12 protein-coding genes are annotated in these 14250 nt (G+C 43.6%); 6 read left to right on the plus strand and 6 right to left on the minus strand.

The window, feature by feature from the left end:
- Nucleotides 1-12 precede the first annotated feature (12 nt).
- The 3 genes from H8K52_RS18165 to H8K52_RS18175 all read right to left on the minus strand — a co-directional run bounded on the left by H8K52_RS18165 (nt 13) and on the right by H8K52_RS18175 (nt 4590).
- The gene (locus H8K52_RS18165) at nt 13-861 is read right to left on the minus strand and encodes an FRG domain-containing protein (RefSeq protein ID WP_222613837.1); all 849 of its coding nucleotides are present in this window, start codon (nt 859-861) and stop codon (nt 13-15) included.
- Nucleotides 858-2162, minus strand: coding sequence for a restriction endonuclease subunit S (locus tag H8K52_RS18170; RefSeq protein WP_186924328.1), 1305 nt, complete (start codon nt 2160-2162; stop codon nt 858-860). Before H8K52_RS18170 ends, H8K52_RS18165 begins: the two co-directional genes overlap by 4 nt.
- Nucleotides 2163-2244: 82 nt before the next feature.
- The gene (locus H8K52_RS18175; protein WP_186924329.1) at nt 2245-4590 is read right to left on the minus strand and encodes a type I restriction-modification system subunit M; all 2346 of its coding nucleotides are present in this window, start codon (nt 4588-4590) and stop codon (nt 2245-2247) included.
- Nucleotides 4591-5153: 563 nt separating this feature from the next.
- Between H8K52_RS18175 and H8K52_RS18180 the strand changes: the two genes are divergently transcribed.
- From H8K52_RS18180 to H8K52_RS18195, 4 genes are all read left to right on the plus strand, one after another.
- Entirely contained in the window at nt 5154-5495 is a 342-nt protein-coding gene (locus H8K52_RS18180; protein ID WP_186924330.1) for a hypothetical protein, read from the plus strand.
- Between the two features lie 39 nt (nt 5496-5534).
- A complete protein-coding gene (locus H8K52_RS18185; protein WP_186924331.1) occupies nt 5535-6503 on the plus strand; it encodes a DUF932 domain-containing protein in 969 nt (322 codons plus the stop codon).
- 77 nt (nt 6504-6580) lie between these two features.
- The gene (locus H8K52_RS18190; protein ID WP_186924332.1) at nt 6581-7579 is read left to right on the plus strand and encodes a YqaJ viral recombinase family nuclease; all 999 of its coding nucleotides are present in this window, start codon (nt 6581-6583) and stop codon (nt 7577-7579) included.
- Between the two features lie 87 nt (nt 7580-7666).
- Nucleotides 7667-8599 (plus strand): recombination directionality factor, encoded by a 933-nt coding sequence (locus H8K52_RS18195; protein WP_186924333.1) that lies wholly within the window; start codon nt 7667-7669, stop codon nt 8597-8599.
- 85 nt (nt 8600-8684) lie between these two features.
- On the opposite strand, the gene H8K52_RS18200 is transcribed toward H8K52_RS18195, so the two are convergent.
- The 3 genes from H8K52_RS18200 to H8K52_RS18210 form a co-directional block, all read right to left on the minus strand.
- Entirely contained in the window at nt 8685-9749 is a 1065-nt protein-coding gene (locus H8K52_RS18200) for a YagK/YfjJ domain-containing protein (protein ID WP_186924334.1), read from the minus strand.
- Nucleotides 9750-10140: 391 nt separating this feature from the next.
- Nucleotides 10141-10386, minus strand: a complete 246-nt coding sequence (locus tag H8K52_RS18205; RefSeq protein WP_186924335.1) for a helix-turn-helix transcriptional regulator — start codon at nt 10384-10386, stop codon at nt 10141-10143.
- Between the two features lie 186 nt (nt 10387-10572).
- Nucleotides 10573-11271 carry a hypothetical protein gene (locus tag H8K52_RS18210; RefSeq protein ID WP_186924336.1) on the minus strand — a complete coding sequence of 233 codons (699 nt, stop codon included), beginning with the start codon at nt 11269-11271 and terminating at the stop codon, nt 10573-10575.
- Nucleotides 11272-11969: 698 nt separating this feature from the next.
- Here H8K52_RS18210 and H8K52_RS18215 point away from each other — a divergent pair.
- Together H8K52_RS18215 and H8K52_RS18220 are read left to right on the plus strand one after the other, a co-directional pair.
- Complete coding sequence (locus tag H8K52_RS18215; RefSeq protein ID WP_186924337.1) at nt 11970-13616, plus strand: tetratricopeptide repeat protein; 1647 nt, start codon at nt 11970-11972, stop codon at nt 13614-13616.
- A complete protein-coding gene (locus H8K52_RS18220; RefSeq protein ID WP_186924338.1) occupies nt 13613-14245 on the plus strand; it encodes a sensor histidine kinase in 633 nt (210 codons plus the stop codon). Before H8K52_RS18215 ends, H8K52_RS18220 begins: the two co-directional genes overlap by 4 nt.
- Nucleotides 14246-14250: the final 5 nt, after the last annotated feature.

The following is a 14250-nucleotide window of genomic DNA, read 5'->3' on the forward strand; positions in this document are numbered from 1 at the left end:
AATGTAAGTTTTTCAGAGTGCTTCAACAACTTGATTCTTTAAATGTCGCGCAACATAATCTATTTCGGGGAACAGTGAGGCTTCTGAAATTGAAAGATTCTCTAGCTGCGCAAGTAAAGTGCTTTTTCCAGTGTTTGCAATTTCTATTGTTACCGGCTTGTTGTTTTCTTTGTAGATATACGAATATGGAATTTCGGCGGGTTGAGTAATCGACTTATTCATTCCAAAAATAAAGAAAGCGCCGCTTTGCTGTGTGATGCGCCTGTTATCAAGCTTTGCTTTTACGCACTGAACTTTAGACAAATCATCTAACTTGATGCGATCTGCGAAATACGGTTTCTCAGCTCTTATTTCATGCAAAAACCGTTCTTTTTCATCTGGATATGTGAAGCTTCTTGGCATCTTGGCCAAATTCCCAATCACCGCGGCAGTATCACTACTAAAAAACTTGATTTCGTCATTAGGCACTTCGTAAATAATTACTTCTCCATCTTTGCCACCTTTGCCACTATTCGATGAACAAGCAAAGTAAAGTGCGACTAGCGGATTAGTGGTAAGGTCCAGCAGACGAGTCGGCAATCCGTAATGTTGCATCTTGACCAAATGTTCGAGCGTACTCGAACAACCAATAAATTCTTGCGGACATTGCATTACCAAATTTTTGAATAATTTATCTTCTTGATCAGCGAATGTTCCCTTTACTGTGCCTTTGGTTATTGCTCGAAACACTGAGGGTATAGCTTTATAAGATGAGTCAGAATGTCCTCGATAAAACAAACTAAAGTCTCTCCGAGGTTCTATTTCCTTAATCCTTTCGATAAAAGCGGAAATCGATGCGACTCGGCTTTTAGACGCGCTCATGCAATTAATTCCTTTTCCGAAACTTTCACATCTCTTACATCAATTTTTCCGGTAACAGCGGCTGAGATTAAGGCTGTGCGGCGTTCTTGCATCAACTGGATCGCACATTCTGCACGTTCAATTAAGCTATCAAAACGTAATGATTCCCGGTAGACAAAGTCAACGATTGTCACTTGCTCATTAACTGGTGGTACTGGCACTTTCATAAATTGAACTTCACCACAATTCAAATGCGGGTGCATTCCCCCAGTACGAAGCGAAAAAAGCACTGATGTACCATACTGACTTTGGAGAGTAAGAGACAGAAAATTGCCATACATGATTTCCTTCTTTGGTTGGACAATAATCAACGCATGACAGTTGAATCCCTCCTCATTTTTTGAGACTAAGCCGACGTCTCCAGTACCAGCCCCTGTCTGAACGATCAACACGTCCCCTTCAATGAGAATTGACTTCGCGTGTTGCTGGCTCCAATTTTCACGAACGAAATACGCGCCATCAAAATTTACAATGCCTTTCTTGATGTGAGTAGCCTGGACGTAGGGCACACCGTCCTCAACCAAAATATCCCTGGTCGGGCCAACATATCCGTTTGTTATTTTCTGTGCGATTTTTGATACCGCAACTACATCCCAATGCGCCGGAACTTCACCCAACCACTCGACGCCAGAGTCGCGCATGGGGGCGTTGGTGTTGAGGCCTTTGGTGACGGCATGACTAATCACAGCCTGCCGTTTTTCTTTCAGCAGCTTGATCAACTCTTGCTGCTTCGCGATCAGGGTATCAATCTTGACGGTTTCGTGGTCGAGGAAGTTGGCGATTTTTTGTTGTTCAGTATCGGACGGGAGTGAAACAAGTATCTCTGCCATTTCGCCGTTCATTATCTTCGCGCCGTTAGTATCTGGACGTTTATAAAACTGAGCGACATATTGAAGGCTGTACAAAAAGAATTTAAGAAGTACAGTTGACCGTATCGGCTGCAATGTTCCGCATACGTTTGTACAATTATGCTTGCCGCCACGCAGGAATATCGTGCCAGCATTTGCGCCATCAGTGGTCCATGTCAACTGATCACAATCAAAATCAAATGTCGAAATAAACCCAAGGCAACCATCATTGGCAGTTTGAGAAGAATAAACAGGAAACTCACCATCATCAATGAGTTCCTCTTGCGAAATTACGCGACCACGACCAATGTTAAAAATGTGTTTAACCTTCTTAACACTCCAATCAAACGGCAAGCGATCTAGCCCGATTACTCCAGACTCCTTGTACACAGGATAAGCCTTATATCCACTCATTCTTCGCCCTCCTGCGCCAAATTCAACATATAAAACTCATGAAGTTTCGCTTGCAGTAGTTTCTTATCTGCAATCATGTAAATCATGAATGCACCTCTTGCAACAGGTTCATGATTTCAGCGCTGACGGCATCGAGATCGGCATCAATCTCCGCTAAATCGCGCGGTGGTTGATATTGGTAGAAATGGCGGTTAAACGGGATTTCATAGCCGACGATGCCAACTTGTTGGTCTTTATCATCCTTCTTGCTGCCATCGATCCACGCATCTGGCACGTGCGGCTTCACTTCTTTTTTGAAGTAGGCTTCGTTGAGTTCGTTCACACTGCAGCTAGGTTCGAGAGCGACGTTTTCGAAGTCGCGTAAATCACCGTCCACTTTATATTCTATGGTTTTGCCCGAATATTCTCCCACCCCGTCAAACAAACCGTAGAGTGGGTCTGGTTTGGCTTTGTGGATTTTTTTGATGACGGCTTTGGCTTCTGGGTTTTTCCAACTAACTGCGGACTCGATGGCTTTTTTGTCTTTGACATCTAAGCTGATGTTGGCTGCTTTCGCCGCTTTGGCGACCGCATCTTCATAGCCATTCATGTCATCAAATTGTGCGCTGTCGATTTGTGCTTGCAATGCTTTGGCTTTAAGCATGGTGGCTTTGGCATTAGTCCATATGCTGCGGTCTAGCAAGTCTTTGATTTGCTTTTCTTTGAGGTCAGCGAAGTGGATTTTGATGTAGCGGCGGATGCTGCCTTCGTGGCTACTGAGATCGCCATAATGAACGCAATCGGGCGCATCGCTCCATGCCGCATTTGGCAGATTGGCGAACTCGCTATATGCCCATTGCATGATGCTGTTTAATGCCCCCGATTCAAAACGCAGTGAGGCGATGCGTACGTCTGAAAATTGATAAGACTGGCGCAGTGGGCGTTCTATGGTGATGCGGCGATAGCCGAATTCGTGGGTTTTGAAGATTTTTGCCGCGAAGGTTTTAGCCGCTTCTGTTTTAGGATTTGCTGATTGACGGCCGCGATTGCTTTTGGCTTCTGCTGGCTTATTTAACTCGCGCGCATCGACTACTTCAAATTCACCGAAACATTTAGTGATAGTGGCGATGTCGTCGCTACTCATTTCATTACGCTTACTGCCTAAAGACTTGCGCATTTTGCCGCAGAGGTTTACTCCATTGATCAACTGCACCTGGCCTTTGCGTGTTGGTGCTTTTTTGTTCGACAACACCCAAACATAGGTTGCGATGCCGGTGTTGTAGAACATATCAGTCGGCAAAGCGACAATGGCTTCGAGCAAATCGGCTTCGAGAATGTAGCGGCGAATTTCTGATTCACCCGAACCTGCGCCGCCCGTAAACAAAGGCGAGCCATTGAGAATAATGCCTATGCGACCGCCGCCATCTTTGGCATCGCGCAATTTACTGATGAGGTGCAGAAGGAACAATAAAGAGCCATCGGACACCCTTGGCAAACCCGCCCCGAAGCGTCCATCAAAGCCTTTGTGATTGTGTTCGTCGCTGATCTCTTGTTCGATCTTTTTCCAATCCACACCAAACGGCGGATTAGAGAGCATATAGTCAAACTTGGTGGCGTGTAGCTGATCGTTGGAGAGCGTATTGCCGAGTTTAATATTGCCTACTTCTTGGCCTTTGATCAGCATATCGGCTTTACAGATGGCGTAACTCTCGGGGTTCAATTCCTGACCGTAGGCGCGCATCACGGCGTTGGGATTGAGCTCATGCACATATTCCATCCCCGCCGACAAGAAGCCGCCCGTACCTGCGGTGGGGTCATAGATGGTGCGGATAATGCCAGACTTGGTGAGCGCCTCATCGTCTTCCATAAACACCAGCGACGTCGTCAAGCGTACGATGTCACGCGGGGTAAAGTGTTCACCCGCGGTTTCGTTCGAGCCTTCAGCGAAGCGACGGATTAATTCTTCAAACACTAAGCCCATGTCGTGGTTGGAAACGGCTTTGGGCGTTAAATCCACAGTGCGAATCTTTTGCACGACTTTGTAGAGCAAATTGGCATCGTTCAACTGACCGATAAATTCAGCGAAATTGAAGTATTCAAAAATCTCACGCGCATCTTTGGAGAAGCTTTGAATATAGCTTTCTAAGTTGGCCTTGATACCGCTCTCGCCCAATTTGGAGAGATCCATCTTCGAGGTGTTATAGAAGCTCAAGCCACCCGTAGCGCGCAACAGTAACTTTTCTTGCGCTTCTTCTGGCAGGTTCATTTTTTGAACCTTCTCGTTCTCGGCGAGCACTGCTTCTTTGCTTGCTTCCAAGACGCACTCTAAACGGCGCAATAAGCAAAACGGCAAAATGATGCGGCCATACTGACTTTGTTTGAAGTCGCCACGCAGAAGATCTGCGATGGCCCAAGATTCGGTGGCTAGGTTGTTGGAGGTTTGTGTCATTGGATGTTTTTTGTTTTGTTATTGTCTTGAGGAATTAAGGAATTGCACTTGGATTTGCAAATTGATTTCTGTTAATTTTACAACAAATGCTTAAAAGCAAATATTACCCGATCACCCCATAAAAACCTATAGAAGCTAGCTACGTTGAGCAAATCATTCTCTTAAATTTAATCAACCGAAAAATCGAGACGACAAAAAATACATGTAAATGAAAAGTATTTACATGTATTTTCTTCTCTCAGCCTGGTGCTTACGTGTTTCTTACCTATCGAGTCTCATACAAAAAAACTTGAGCAATATACGTGCCAATAATGATGTACTAAGTCGACTTCTCCATTTCCCAAAAATGGAACTACCACCCTTTTGAATAATTTTTGGTCACATATACTTCCATTGACCTTTAGCGGAAAGTAAAGCCGCAACTTAATTACCACCACACATAAAAGCCAACTGACCATCCAAACGAGGATTGGTCAGTTGGCTTTTTGTTGTCTTCTGCAATGTCCTTACATCAAATCGGTGCCAAGGCAATTCATTCACTTTTTATGAAAAGGAGTCTATCAATGACTATTCAATGTCCACATTGTCAATCTAGTCGCATCACCACAAAAAACATTGCCCGCAATTCCGCCGGAATCATTGGCGCAGTCGGCGGCTCAGTCAATGGCGTTAGTGCGGCAATCAGCGGTGCTCGCGTTGGTGGCGTATTAGGTGCCGTCGCGGGACCGCCTGGCATGGCACTAGGAACAGTAGCAGGGGCAATTATTGGTGCACTTGTTGGCGGCGCTGCGGGCGGGGTTGCCGGTGCAAAAATTGGCGAGGTAATTGACGACCGTTATCTCGACAATTATCACTGCCTTGACTGTGATGCGCACTTTAATCAACCACTTCAATTACTCGAATAATTCAATATTGAATCAAACCTCATTTAAAGGAAATTTACCATGACACACCTTGTACAAACTATGGCTTACACAGGACAAAAACCTTGGCACGAATTAGGGAATCTTTTACCACGAAAACAATCGATCGATGTATGGGCAAAAAATGCTGGCATGGACTGGGAAATCTGCGAAACACCCGTACGCTACATGGCAGAGCAGGCAGGATCACTCGGCTCCATCATGTCATTTGACGACCAGAAGGTTTTGTACCGCAGCGATACAAAAGCACCGCTCTCCGTCGTTGGCGGACGCTACCAAGTCGTTCAGCCGAAAGAGGTTCTTGAATTCTATCGAGACCTCACAGAAATCTCTGGATTTGAACTAGAAACAGCGGGTGTATTAAAGGCAGGCAAGAAATTCTGGGCACTAGCAAAAACTGGTAAAGAAAGCGTATTAAAAGGTAATGACGTTGTTAAGGGATACATCCTACTCGCCACGTCGTGTGACGGTACCTTAGCAACCACAGCAACACCAACCACGATTCGTGTTGTCTGCAATAACACGCTGGCTTTAGCGATCAATGGCGCCACCAGTGCTATCAAAGTACCACACAGCACCTCGTTTGACGCACACAGCGTCAAAAAGCAATTGGGTGTCGCCGTTTCGCAGTGGGATAGTTTTATGTACCGCATGAAGACCTTGTCTGAACGCAAAGTCAAAAGCCATGAGTCGATGAATTATTTTCTGAAGGTTTTGTGCCAGTCTGATAGTCAAAGCGATGTCTCACAAGGTCTTGTCAACGAGCGCGCATTGAAGAAGGTACAGGCGATGTATGAAGGCCATGGCAGAGGTGCGGAACTCGGTGCAGCATCAGGCACAGCATGGGGCTTACTTTGTGCGATTACTGAATACGTTGATCATGAAAAACGTGCCAGAAGTCCAGAATACCGGATTGACTCGGCATGGTTTGGGCAAGGAGCGACATTAAAACAACGTGCGCTCGATCAAGCAATACAGATGATTAGTTAATCTACATGTCAACACACAACAAGAAACGGCTGAGCTAAACACTCAGTCGTTTTTTTATTCTTAAAGGAATCGATAGCATGAACCAATTAGCAGAAGTACGCACCAACCGCCCTGCTTTGCGCTTGGTATCAACGAAAGATTTAAGCAGAGACGAATGGTTAAATGTTAGAAAGCGCGGTATAGGAAGTAGCGATGCTGCAACCGCTGTTGGGCTGAATCCTTATCAGTCGGCGCTGGAACTTTGGATGATCAAGACTGGGCGTGAGCAAGCCTTGCCCAAACAAGAGGTCAACGATGAATCATCTCCGATGTACTGGGGATCACTCTTAGAGCCGATTGTCGCTGCACACTATACAAAGAAATCAGGTAATCGAGTTCGGAAGATCAACTCCGTTCTTCAGCATCCTGATCCAGACAAAGCATGGATGCTTGCCAATCTTGACTACTTGGTCGTTGGAAGCGACGAAGTACAAGTGCTTGAATGCAAAACGGCTGGGGAATTTGGTGCTCGGCTTTGGCGTGAGGGCGTTCCAGAATATGTACAGTGTCAGGTACAGCATCAACTAGCGGTCACAGGTAAATCTGCAGCAGATGTTTGTGTTCTGGTCTGTGGTCAAGAGATTCGGATATACCGTATCGAACGCGACGATATCTTGATTGAACGCCTGATCGAATTAGAGCGACGTTTCTGGTCATTTGTCGAAAGTGATACACCGCCACCCGTCGATGGATCAGAGTCGTCTGCATTTGCCTTGCAGTGTCTCTTTCCACTTGATTCCGGCGATACGCTCGATTTCACGGCAGATCGCACCATGTCATCTACTTTCGCTGACTTAGTCACGATCCGAAATGAAATTGACAGCCGAGAAAAGATTGAAGCAGAACTTAAACAAACGATACAGCAAAAGATGGGCACTGCTAGCCGAGCGACATTTGAAACTGGAACCGTCTCTTGGAAGCGAAGCAAAGACTCGGTGGTACTTGATATGAGCACTGCATTAAGAGAGATCCCTGACCTTATCAGCAAATATCCATTAGTTCGTCCTGGCAATCGGCGATTCCTTATAGCTACCTAGATGCACTTAGCTTTGAATTTCAACCGTGATTTTTATTACATCAATCTGCCTATGCAACTGCATGGGCATTCTTTTTTGGAGATGAACATGATTAAAGGACTTGCAATCACGCCACCAATTTTAGGCCGTATCAGCATAGGCCGCGTGGTCGAAAAAAATGGCAAAAGACTGCCAGAGAAAGATGATCAATTCACGATCACTTCACAGGTGCAAAACGCAGATGGTTGGGTCAATCATCCAATCGACGAAGCATTGCGTAAAGAATCCAGTAACGGAAAAATTCGATCTATTCCGATCCGGCTGCTGTTTAACGAACCTGATTTAAATCTACGCGCTGAATACAGCTTATTTGACCGAAAATCTGGTCGTCCGCTATGCGTCGGCAATGGTGAAACTTGCAGGCGCTTTACGGGTGAAGGCATCCAATCCTTACCCTGCCCTTCCCCTGATTTATGCGAACTGGCTAAGGGCGGCGCTTGTAAGCCATATGGCCGATTGAATGTCGTATTGGGTGACGATGACGAATTGGGCACGTTCATCTTTAGAACGACTGGGTTCAATAGTATTCGCAGTCTCACAGCACGACTGCATTACTATCAAGCGTTGTCTGGAAACTTGTTATCGTGCCTGCCTTTAGAATTGAAGCTCAGGGGGAAGAGCACGGCGCAAAGCTATCGTGCACCAATTTACTACGTCGATATCACCATTAGGGAGGGCATGAAGTTAATGGATGCAATTGAAAGTGCCAAAGTATTGGATATCCAGCGAAAGCAATTAGGGTACTTACAACCTGAACTTGATGCAGCGGCGCGTAATGGCTTTATCAATGGTGCTTTTGAGGAATCAAGTGAAGATCTCACCGGATTACTTGAAGAGTTTTTCCAAACGTCGGAAATCACGATAGATGGGATCAGCAACAATCAACATCCAACTCAGAACATAAAATCGAGTCTATGTGAAAAGTTGGACAAAAAACTGCAGTTATCTACTGAAAATCAATTCGTTAATTCTTCAACTTAAGCAGGTAAAGAAGACAGATTCGTACCCAATTTGACGTTGTTGACTTGAAGTCGTGATGGTCAAACTGGGTACGAACTACCAATGATCACAATTTTCGTGGGCGACCAGTATTTGATATCTCACCGACCTCACCTTTGAAAAAGGTACGAATGTTACTACCAAACTCCTGCCTAAAATGATCGTTTTCTTTCGTTAGATACGTCACAACATGCTGCCTAAATGATTCTTTTTTCACTTGATCGGAATAGTGAAGCCTACCAATCCCAGAGTATAGATAATACTTACGGTTGCAATTAAAGCAAAGACCACGGCCATCAGTCACCTTATCTCGCCAATAATCACCAATTTTTTGAGCAATCCAAGCATCTTTTTGGTGTTTCGCTCCATTTATGAAAATTACAGTATGAAAATGCAAGCCCTTTTTAGGCTTATATTCTAACGAAATCATATAACCAACAACATCCGCAAAAATCTGATTTGATCGTCGATTATTCAGGAATTTTTTAAGATCCTGGCGAACCACATCCAAGTCCCTTGCCCCAGCATCATCTTCACGATATGACAGATCAACTCGAAGGACGAGCAAATCTGCAAATTTGTCTGTCAACGAGTCAAAATACTTGCATGCACTCTGATAGTTCCTTATCGACTTATAAGCCTGTGCATTTATCTTTTTTTTAAACTCTTTCGATGTCACCTTTTTTCTAACCAGCTCAATAAACTCATTAAACACTTCTCCGTTACAAAGTGTTCCTGAAAAACAGTGCGTTGGATTCGTAAATAAATGACACTCCAGATTCATCTCATTAATGGCATCGAATACCTGGCCAACATATTGATCAAACGATTTGCCTGATAACAAATGGCACTGCTCAATAAACGCTGGCATAAAACGAAAATGTGGCGCGTATTTCTCGTTATGTAAATACCGCTTACCAAAACGATTTGAACGCCACGAGAAAGCTAAAGCATCGTCTTGCGAAATTGATTTGGCTAGCATGTGAATAAAGTACTGGGGGTTACCAAAGTTCTTATTCAAATGCGTTTCATGTCGACCGTCTTTAACAATTTCAGTTGTGTTATCAAACCAGTCATGTGCCTCAAATATTTCACGGTCAACTGGGTTATCCAGTTTAAATTCTTCGTTCAAAATAATTCTCACTTATCCTAAATTAATTGAGTAAGCAGAGAGATCGCATTCCAATAACTAAAACTAAATTTCCAAACATGGATGGATAAAATAAACTTATCACCCAATATGACACCCTTCATTCGTTATTAATAATATTAATAACATTAATAACCTAAACTCCAGAAAGTTTTTTTTAACTTAATTGCCTGATCTTAAAATCGAATATCTTCGGCAAAATATGAAAGAAAATTTATTGATTCCTATGCGAAGTTGCGTCGTATCTGCTTAGTTCGAAATCGCCATGGGGAAACAGCGGATTATAAGGATTTGCGCTGTTTCCCCTAGCTACGCTTAACTTGTATAAGTTTTGCGTAACTTGTGGCATCCAAAAGTACCTTAAATTAAAACTCTATTCATGATTCTTCTTCTGAATCGAGCTCAACTTTTTGGTACGTGAAGAAATCCATTCCTCCACGTCAGACTCAATCCATCCAACAGCAGACGCACCCAAGCTGATTGGTCTTGGAAAGGATTCATCGAAGTATTTGCTGTTAGGATTTAACTTATTATGCAAAGTACCGTTAGAAATATTTAATTTCTCACGAAGACATGAGCGGCGTAAGATTTTGGTGGAAACAGGATGTTGATGATTCATTGAAAGGCCCTCCTTTAAAGTAAATTGGCTTCAACGGAGGCTAGTTTAGATACGATCAAATTTCAAAACTAGGCGATTTGCCTGCAAACAGCCATAAAAATTTTAACGGTGATTTTAATTGGTCAAAAAAAATGGACATACGCATGTATGCCCAAATTATTCAAAATAACACCACATAAAATTAAATTATTCAAGATCATTCACTTTTTTTGAGCTCTCAAAAAAATTCTGAGAATTTGGCATTTGCCTTACCCAGGTGGCGAATGTTCTCACAAACTGTTGATCACTCAACTCTGGATATTTGTTCAACTTAGCAAATTCAAACAACTTCTTTTTAATAACAGTTCTTGCATGCGATACACTTTTCCATGCACTATTGTTTGGTCGGCACGCCTCTATTAATCGATAAGCTTCATGCTTTAACGGTAGATACTTTTTTGCTCTTGCTTCTGCCCCTGACTTAGCATTTGTTTCTTTGATCGTAAATTCAGCAATAGAGAAGGCATTATTGTATTTATCGGCACCAATCATTACGCCATTCCAGTAACGTGCTTCGGCCATAAATTTCCAGGCTTTATCCATATCTCCAGCTCCTTTGGCTCGTTCGGCATCAAACAAGTATGCACAAGAAGTCATCATCGATACATTCGCCATATTTAAGTCTTCACCTGCCTCCAATTTTGCAAAAAAATGATTACAAAAATAATTTCCGGTGATTTGCGGATCTGAATTGATTCGATCTGGTATTTCCATCCAAAAAATCTCTTCATTTGCGTCTGGATTTACATCTAGATAGTATTTTTGCAATCTACTTATTAGAGTCTCACCAAGCTCGTCAAAGTCAATCGACTCTGCCTCTATCTTTTGACTTCGAGTGCCTTCCATTACACCACCCTTCTTTCATTAGATTCATGCAACATTTGATCAGTTAAATTTTCTCAATTTATCAGACAATACAACGCTAAACAAAACTTGGCAAAGAAAGGCCGAACGACTAGCAATTTTTTTGCATCCAAGTTTGCAGCCATGACAACGGGACAATTCAAGAAATTCCTTTACCAGCTTATCTTTTGATTGACTTTTCGATTCCGGCTCTCGCACCAAAAGTATTCAAGCCTCTTGAGAAATCAAGAGGCTTTTTGCTTTGTGTGCTTTATTTGTACTCCCTATCGCCCCTCACTATAGTCTTCGTATCTGTAAGCTCCTTAGAAAAAATACCCCATAAAAATATACACTTTAGACAATTATCAGACATCGACACTTGTCATCATAGAATCTATCAGATAACTCTTCGGTAGATCCCCACCCGCCACAGCCCCTCCCAACACGACATCAATGGTGAAATGCAGCCCTCGAAATGGAAGCGTCATCACTACCAATAAAAATCACAGCAAAAATTTAGCTCGGTGAATATTCCGAAAAGAAACTAAGGTGCAATGAAGCAATAACTAATCTCAATTCATCCAAACTTGGATTTTCATTTGTCAATCTAAAAGCAATCATGGATACTATTGCTCAGCTCTCTGTTTTAGACCTTGTCATCTTCACTGTGCCGTTGAATTTTTAAGGATCGATGAAGCACTATGGCTATATCAAATATTCAAGCTGCAGCGATGGTGTCATTTGCGGACAAAAAAGTTCTGGTGCTAGACGACATGCCTGATATGCGCACCACGATGCGTAATCAGATGCAAGCTTTGGGTATTACCAATATCAATCTGGCGGGGACTGTGCGTGAGGCGCTTAACTATATTAGCCAACGAACTTATGACGTCATTTTGTGTGACTACTATTTGGGCGAGACAACTGACGGGCAGCAATTTTTAGAATATTTGCGCACGACCAATGCCATTAGCCGCGCTACGCTTTTTATCATGATCACGGCCGAGACTGGTTTTAATAGCGTGATCACGGCGGCTGAGTGTATGCCAGACGATTATTTACTCAAGCCATTCACAGGTGAGACTTTAAAGTTACGGTTGGAGCGCTTATTAGAACGTAAATCACGCCTCGCTGCCATCGATAAATTGCAAGATCAAGGTGCTTGGCCACAGATCATCAAGGCCTGTGATGAGATTATCGCTAGCAAAGACAAATACATCATGGATGGCATGCGCATTAAAGGCAATGCTCTGTTGATGCTACACCAAACCGATCAGGCGATTTCTTTCTATCAAAACGCCCTTAAAATGCGCGATATGCCATGGGCGAAATTAGGCTTAGCAAGGGCGTTAAAATTTAAGGGTGAAGGTGAGCAAGCTGGGCAATTATTGGAATCTATTATTGTCGATAATCCGCGTTTGTTAGCGGCATACGATCTCTTGGGCAAAATTCATACGGAAGCCGGCAATTCAGAAAAGGCCTTGAACGTGTTGGACAATGCCTGCAGCATTGCTCCGCACTCACTTGCTCGCCAACGCTCGATTGCCAATCTAGCAGAGACTACGGGCGATTACGATCGGGTTGATAAAGCACTTAGCGTGGTCGTGAAACAAACCAAAAATTCGCCATTGCGTGACCCGAAGGATTACGCCAAATTAACGAATGCTTTAACTGAAACTGGCGAGTTGGAACGGGCTGTCAATATCATCAAAGAAGCAAAAGAACATTTTACCGACTCTGTTGACGTCAAAATGTTGGCTGCTTATGAAGCAGTCGCACAAAGCAAGTTGGGAAACAAGGACTTGGCGAAAAAGGCCTTAGAGATCGCGTTAACGGATGATGGTAACCTACCTTCAGAAGCCACTAGCTTAGCACTAGCAAAGGCTTGCCTGGCGCAAAATAGAACGGAAGATGCGCGAAACATTCTCAAATCGGTGGTACAGAACAATCCAGACTCAAACAAATTGCAAGACGAGATTGCATTGATTTTTAAAGATCACGGTGGCTTGGATGCTGCCCAACATTTGATCGAAACCTCGGTCAAAGAAGTCATTAATCTCAACAACGATGCAGTACAAAAAGCACGTGCAGGTCAATATGCAGAAGCCTCTCAAATGCTTACAGAAGCGGCCTTGCGCTTGCCGAACAATTTACAAGTTGTCTCCAACGCGGCGCTCTCCATTTTAATGGATATGTTCACGAATGGATTCAATCTGGAAAAATCGATACGCGCCAAACAATTTCAAGATGCGGTATTCAAACAAAACGATCAGTATCCTAAGTTGGCAGAAATCAACGCCTTTCGAATTAAGATACAGGCCAAGTACAAGCAGGAAATCAAGGCATGAATGCGCGCGACAGTTTTTCCGAGATTGCAGCGCTAAGCATTCATGACGTCAAAAATAATTTAGCACAACTCGCCGCCGAAGCAGAGGCACGTGGCGACACTAAAAGTCTGGACATCGCCTTATCTGCGTCAGAGACATTGACTCGGCTGCTGTGTTTTTATAAGTCCGAAACGCATCAACTGCACTTACAAATCGACGCTCAGGATCCACATGAGCTGATCGAAGATTTACTCAGTCACCACACTAGCAGAATACAGACACAAACCCATTTACAGATCGTCAAAGACCTCTCCCAAGCACCTACTCTATGGTTCTACGATAAGACCTTGATACAAATGATCTTGGCCAATGCCCTACAAAATGCGCTGCGATATGCACGCAAAGAAATCAGCATCAGTGTGATTGCCCATCAAGACTATCTGGAAATTTGTGTGCAAGATGATGGCATCGGTTATCCATCAAGTGTGTTGGAGAGTCTCAATACATGCAATCCTGTGACTGCACATGGAACCGGTTTGGGGCTGGGTTTGGCACAACGGGTGCTGGCCTTACATACCAATAATGACCGCCAAGGCGAAATCATTTTATCGAATCAGGATGGCGCCAAATTTCAAATGCGCCTTCCATAAAGTTT

Source organism: Affinundibacterium seohonense, from assembly GCF_014284305.1.
GTDB lineage: Bacteria > Pseudomonadota > Gammaproteobacteria > Burkholderiales > Burkholderiaceae_D > Undibacterium > Undibacterium seohonense.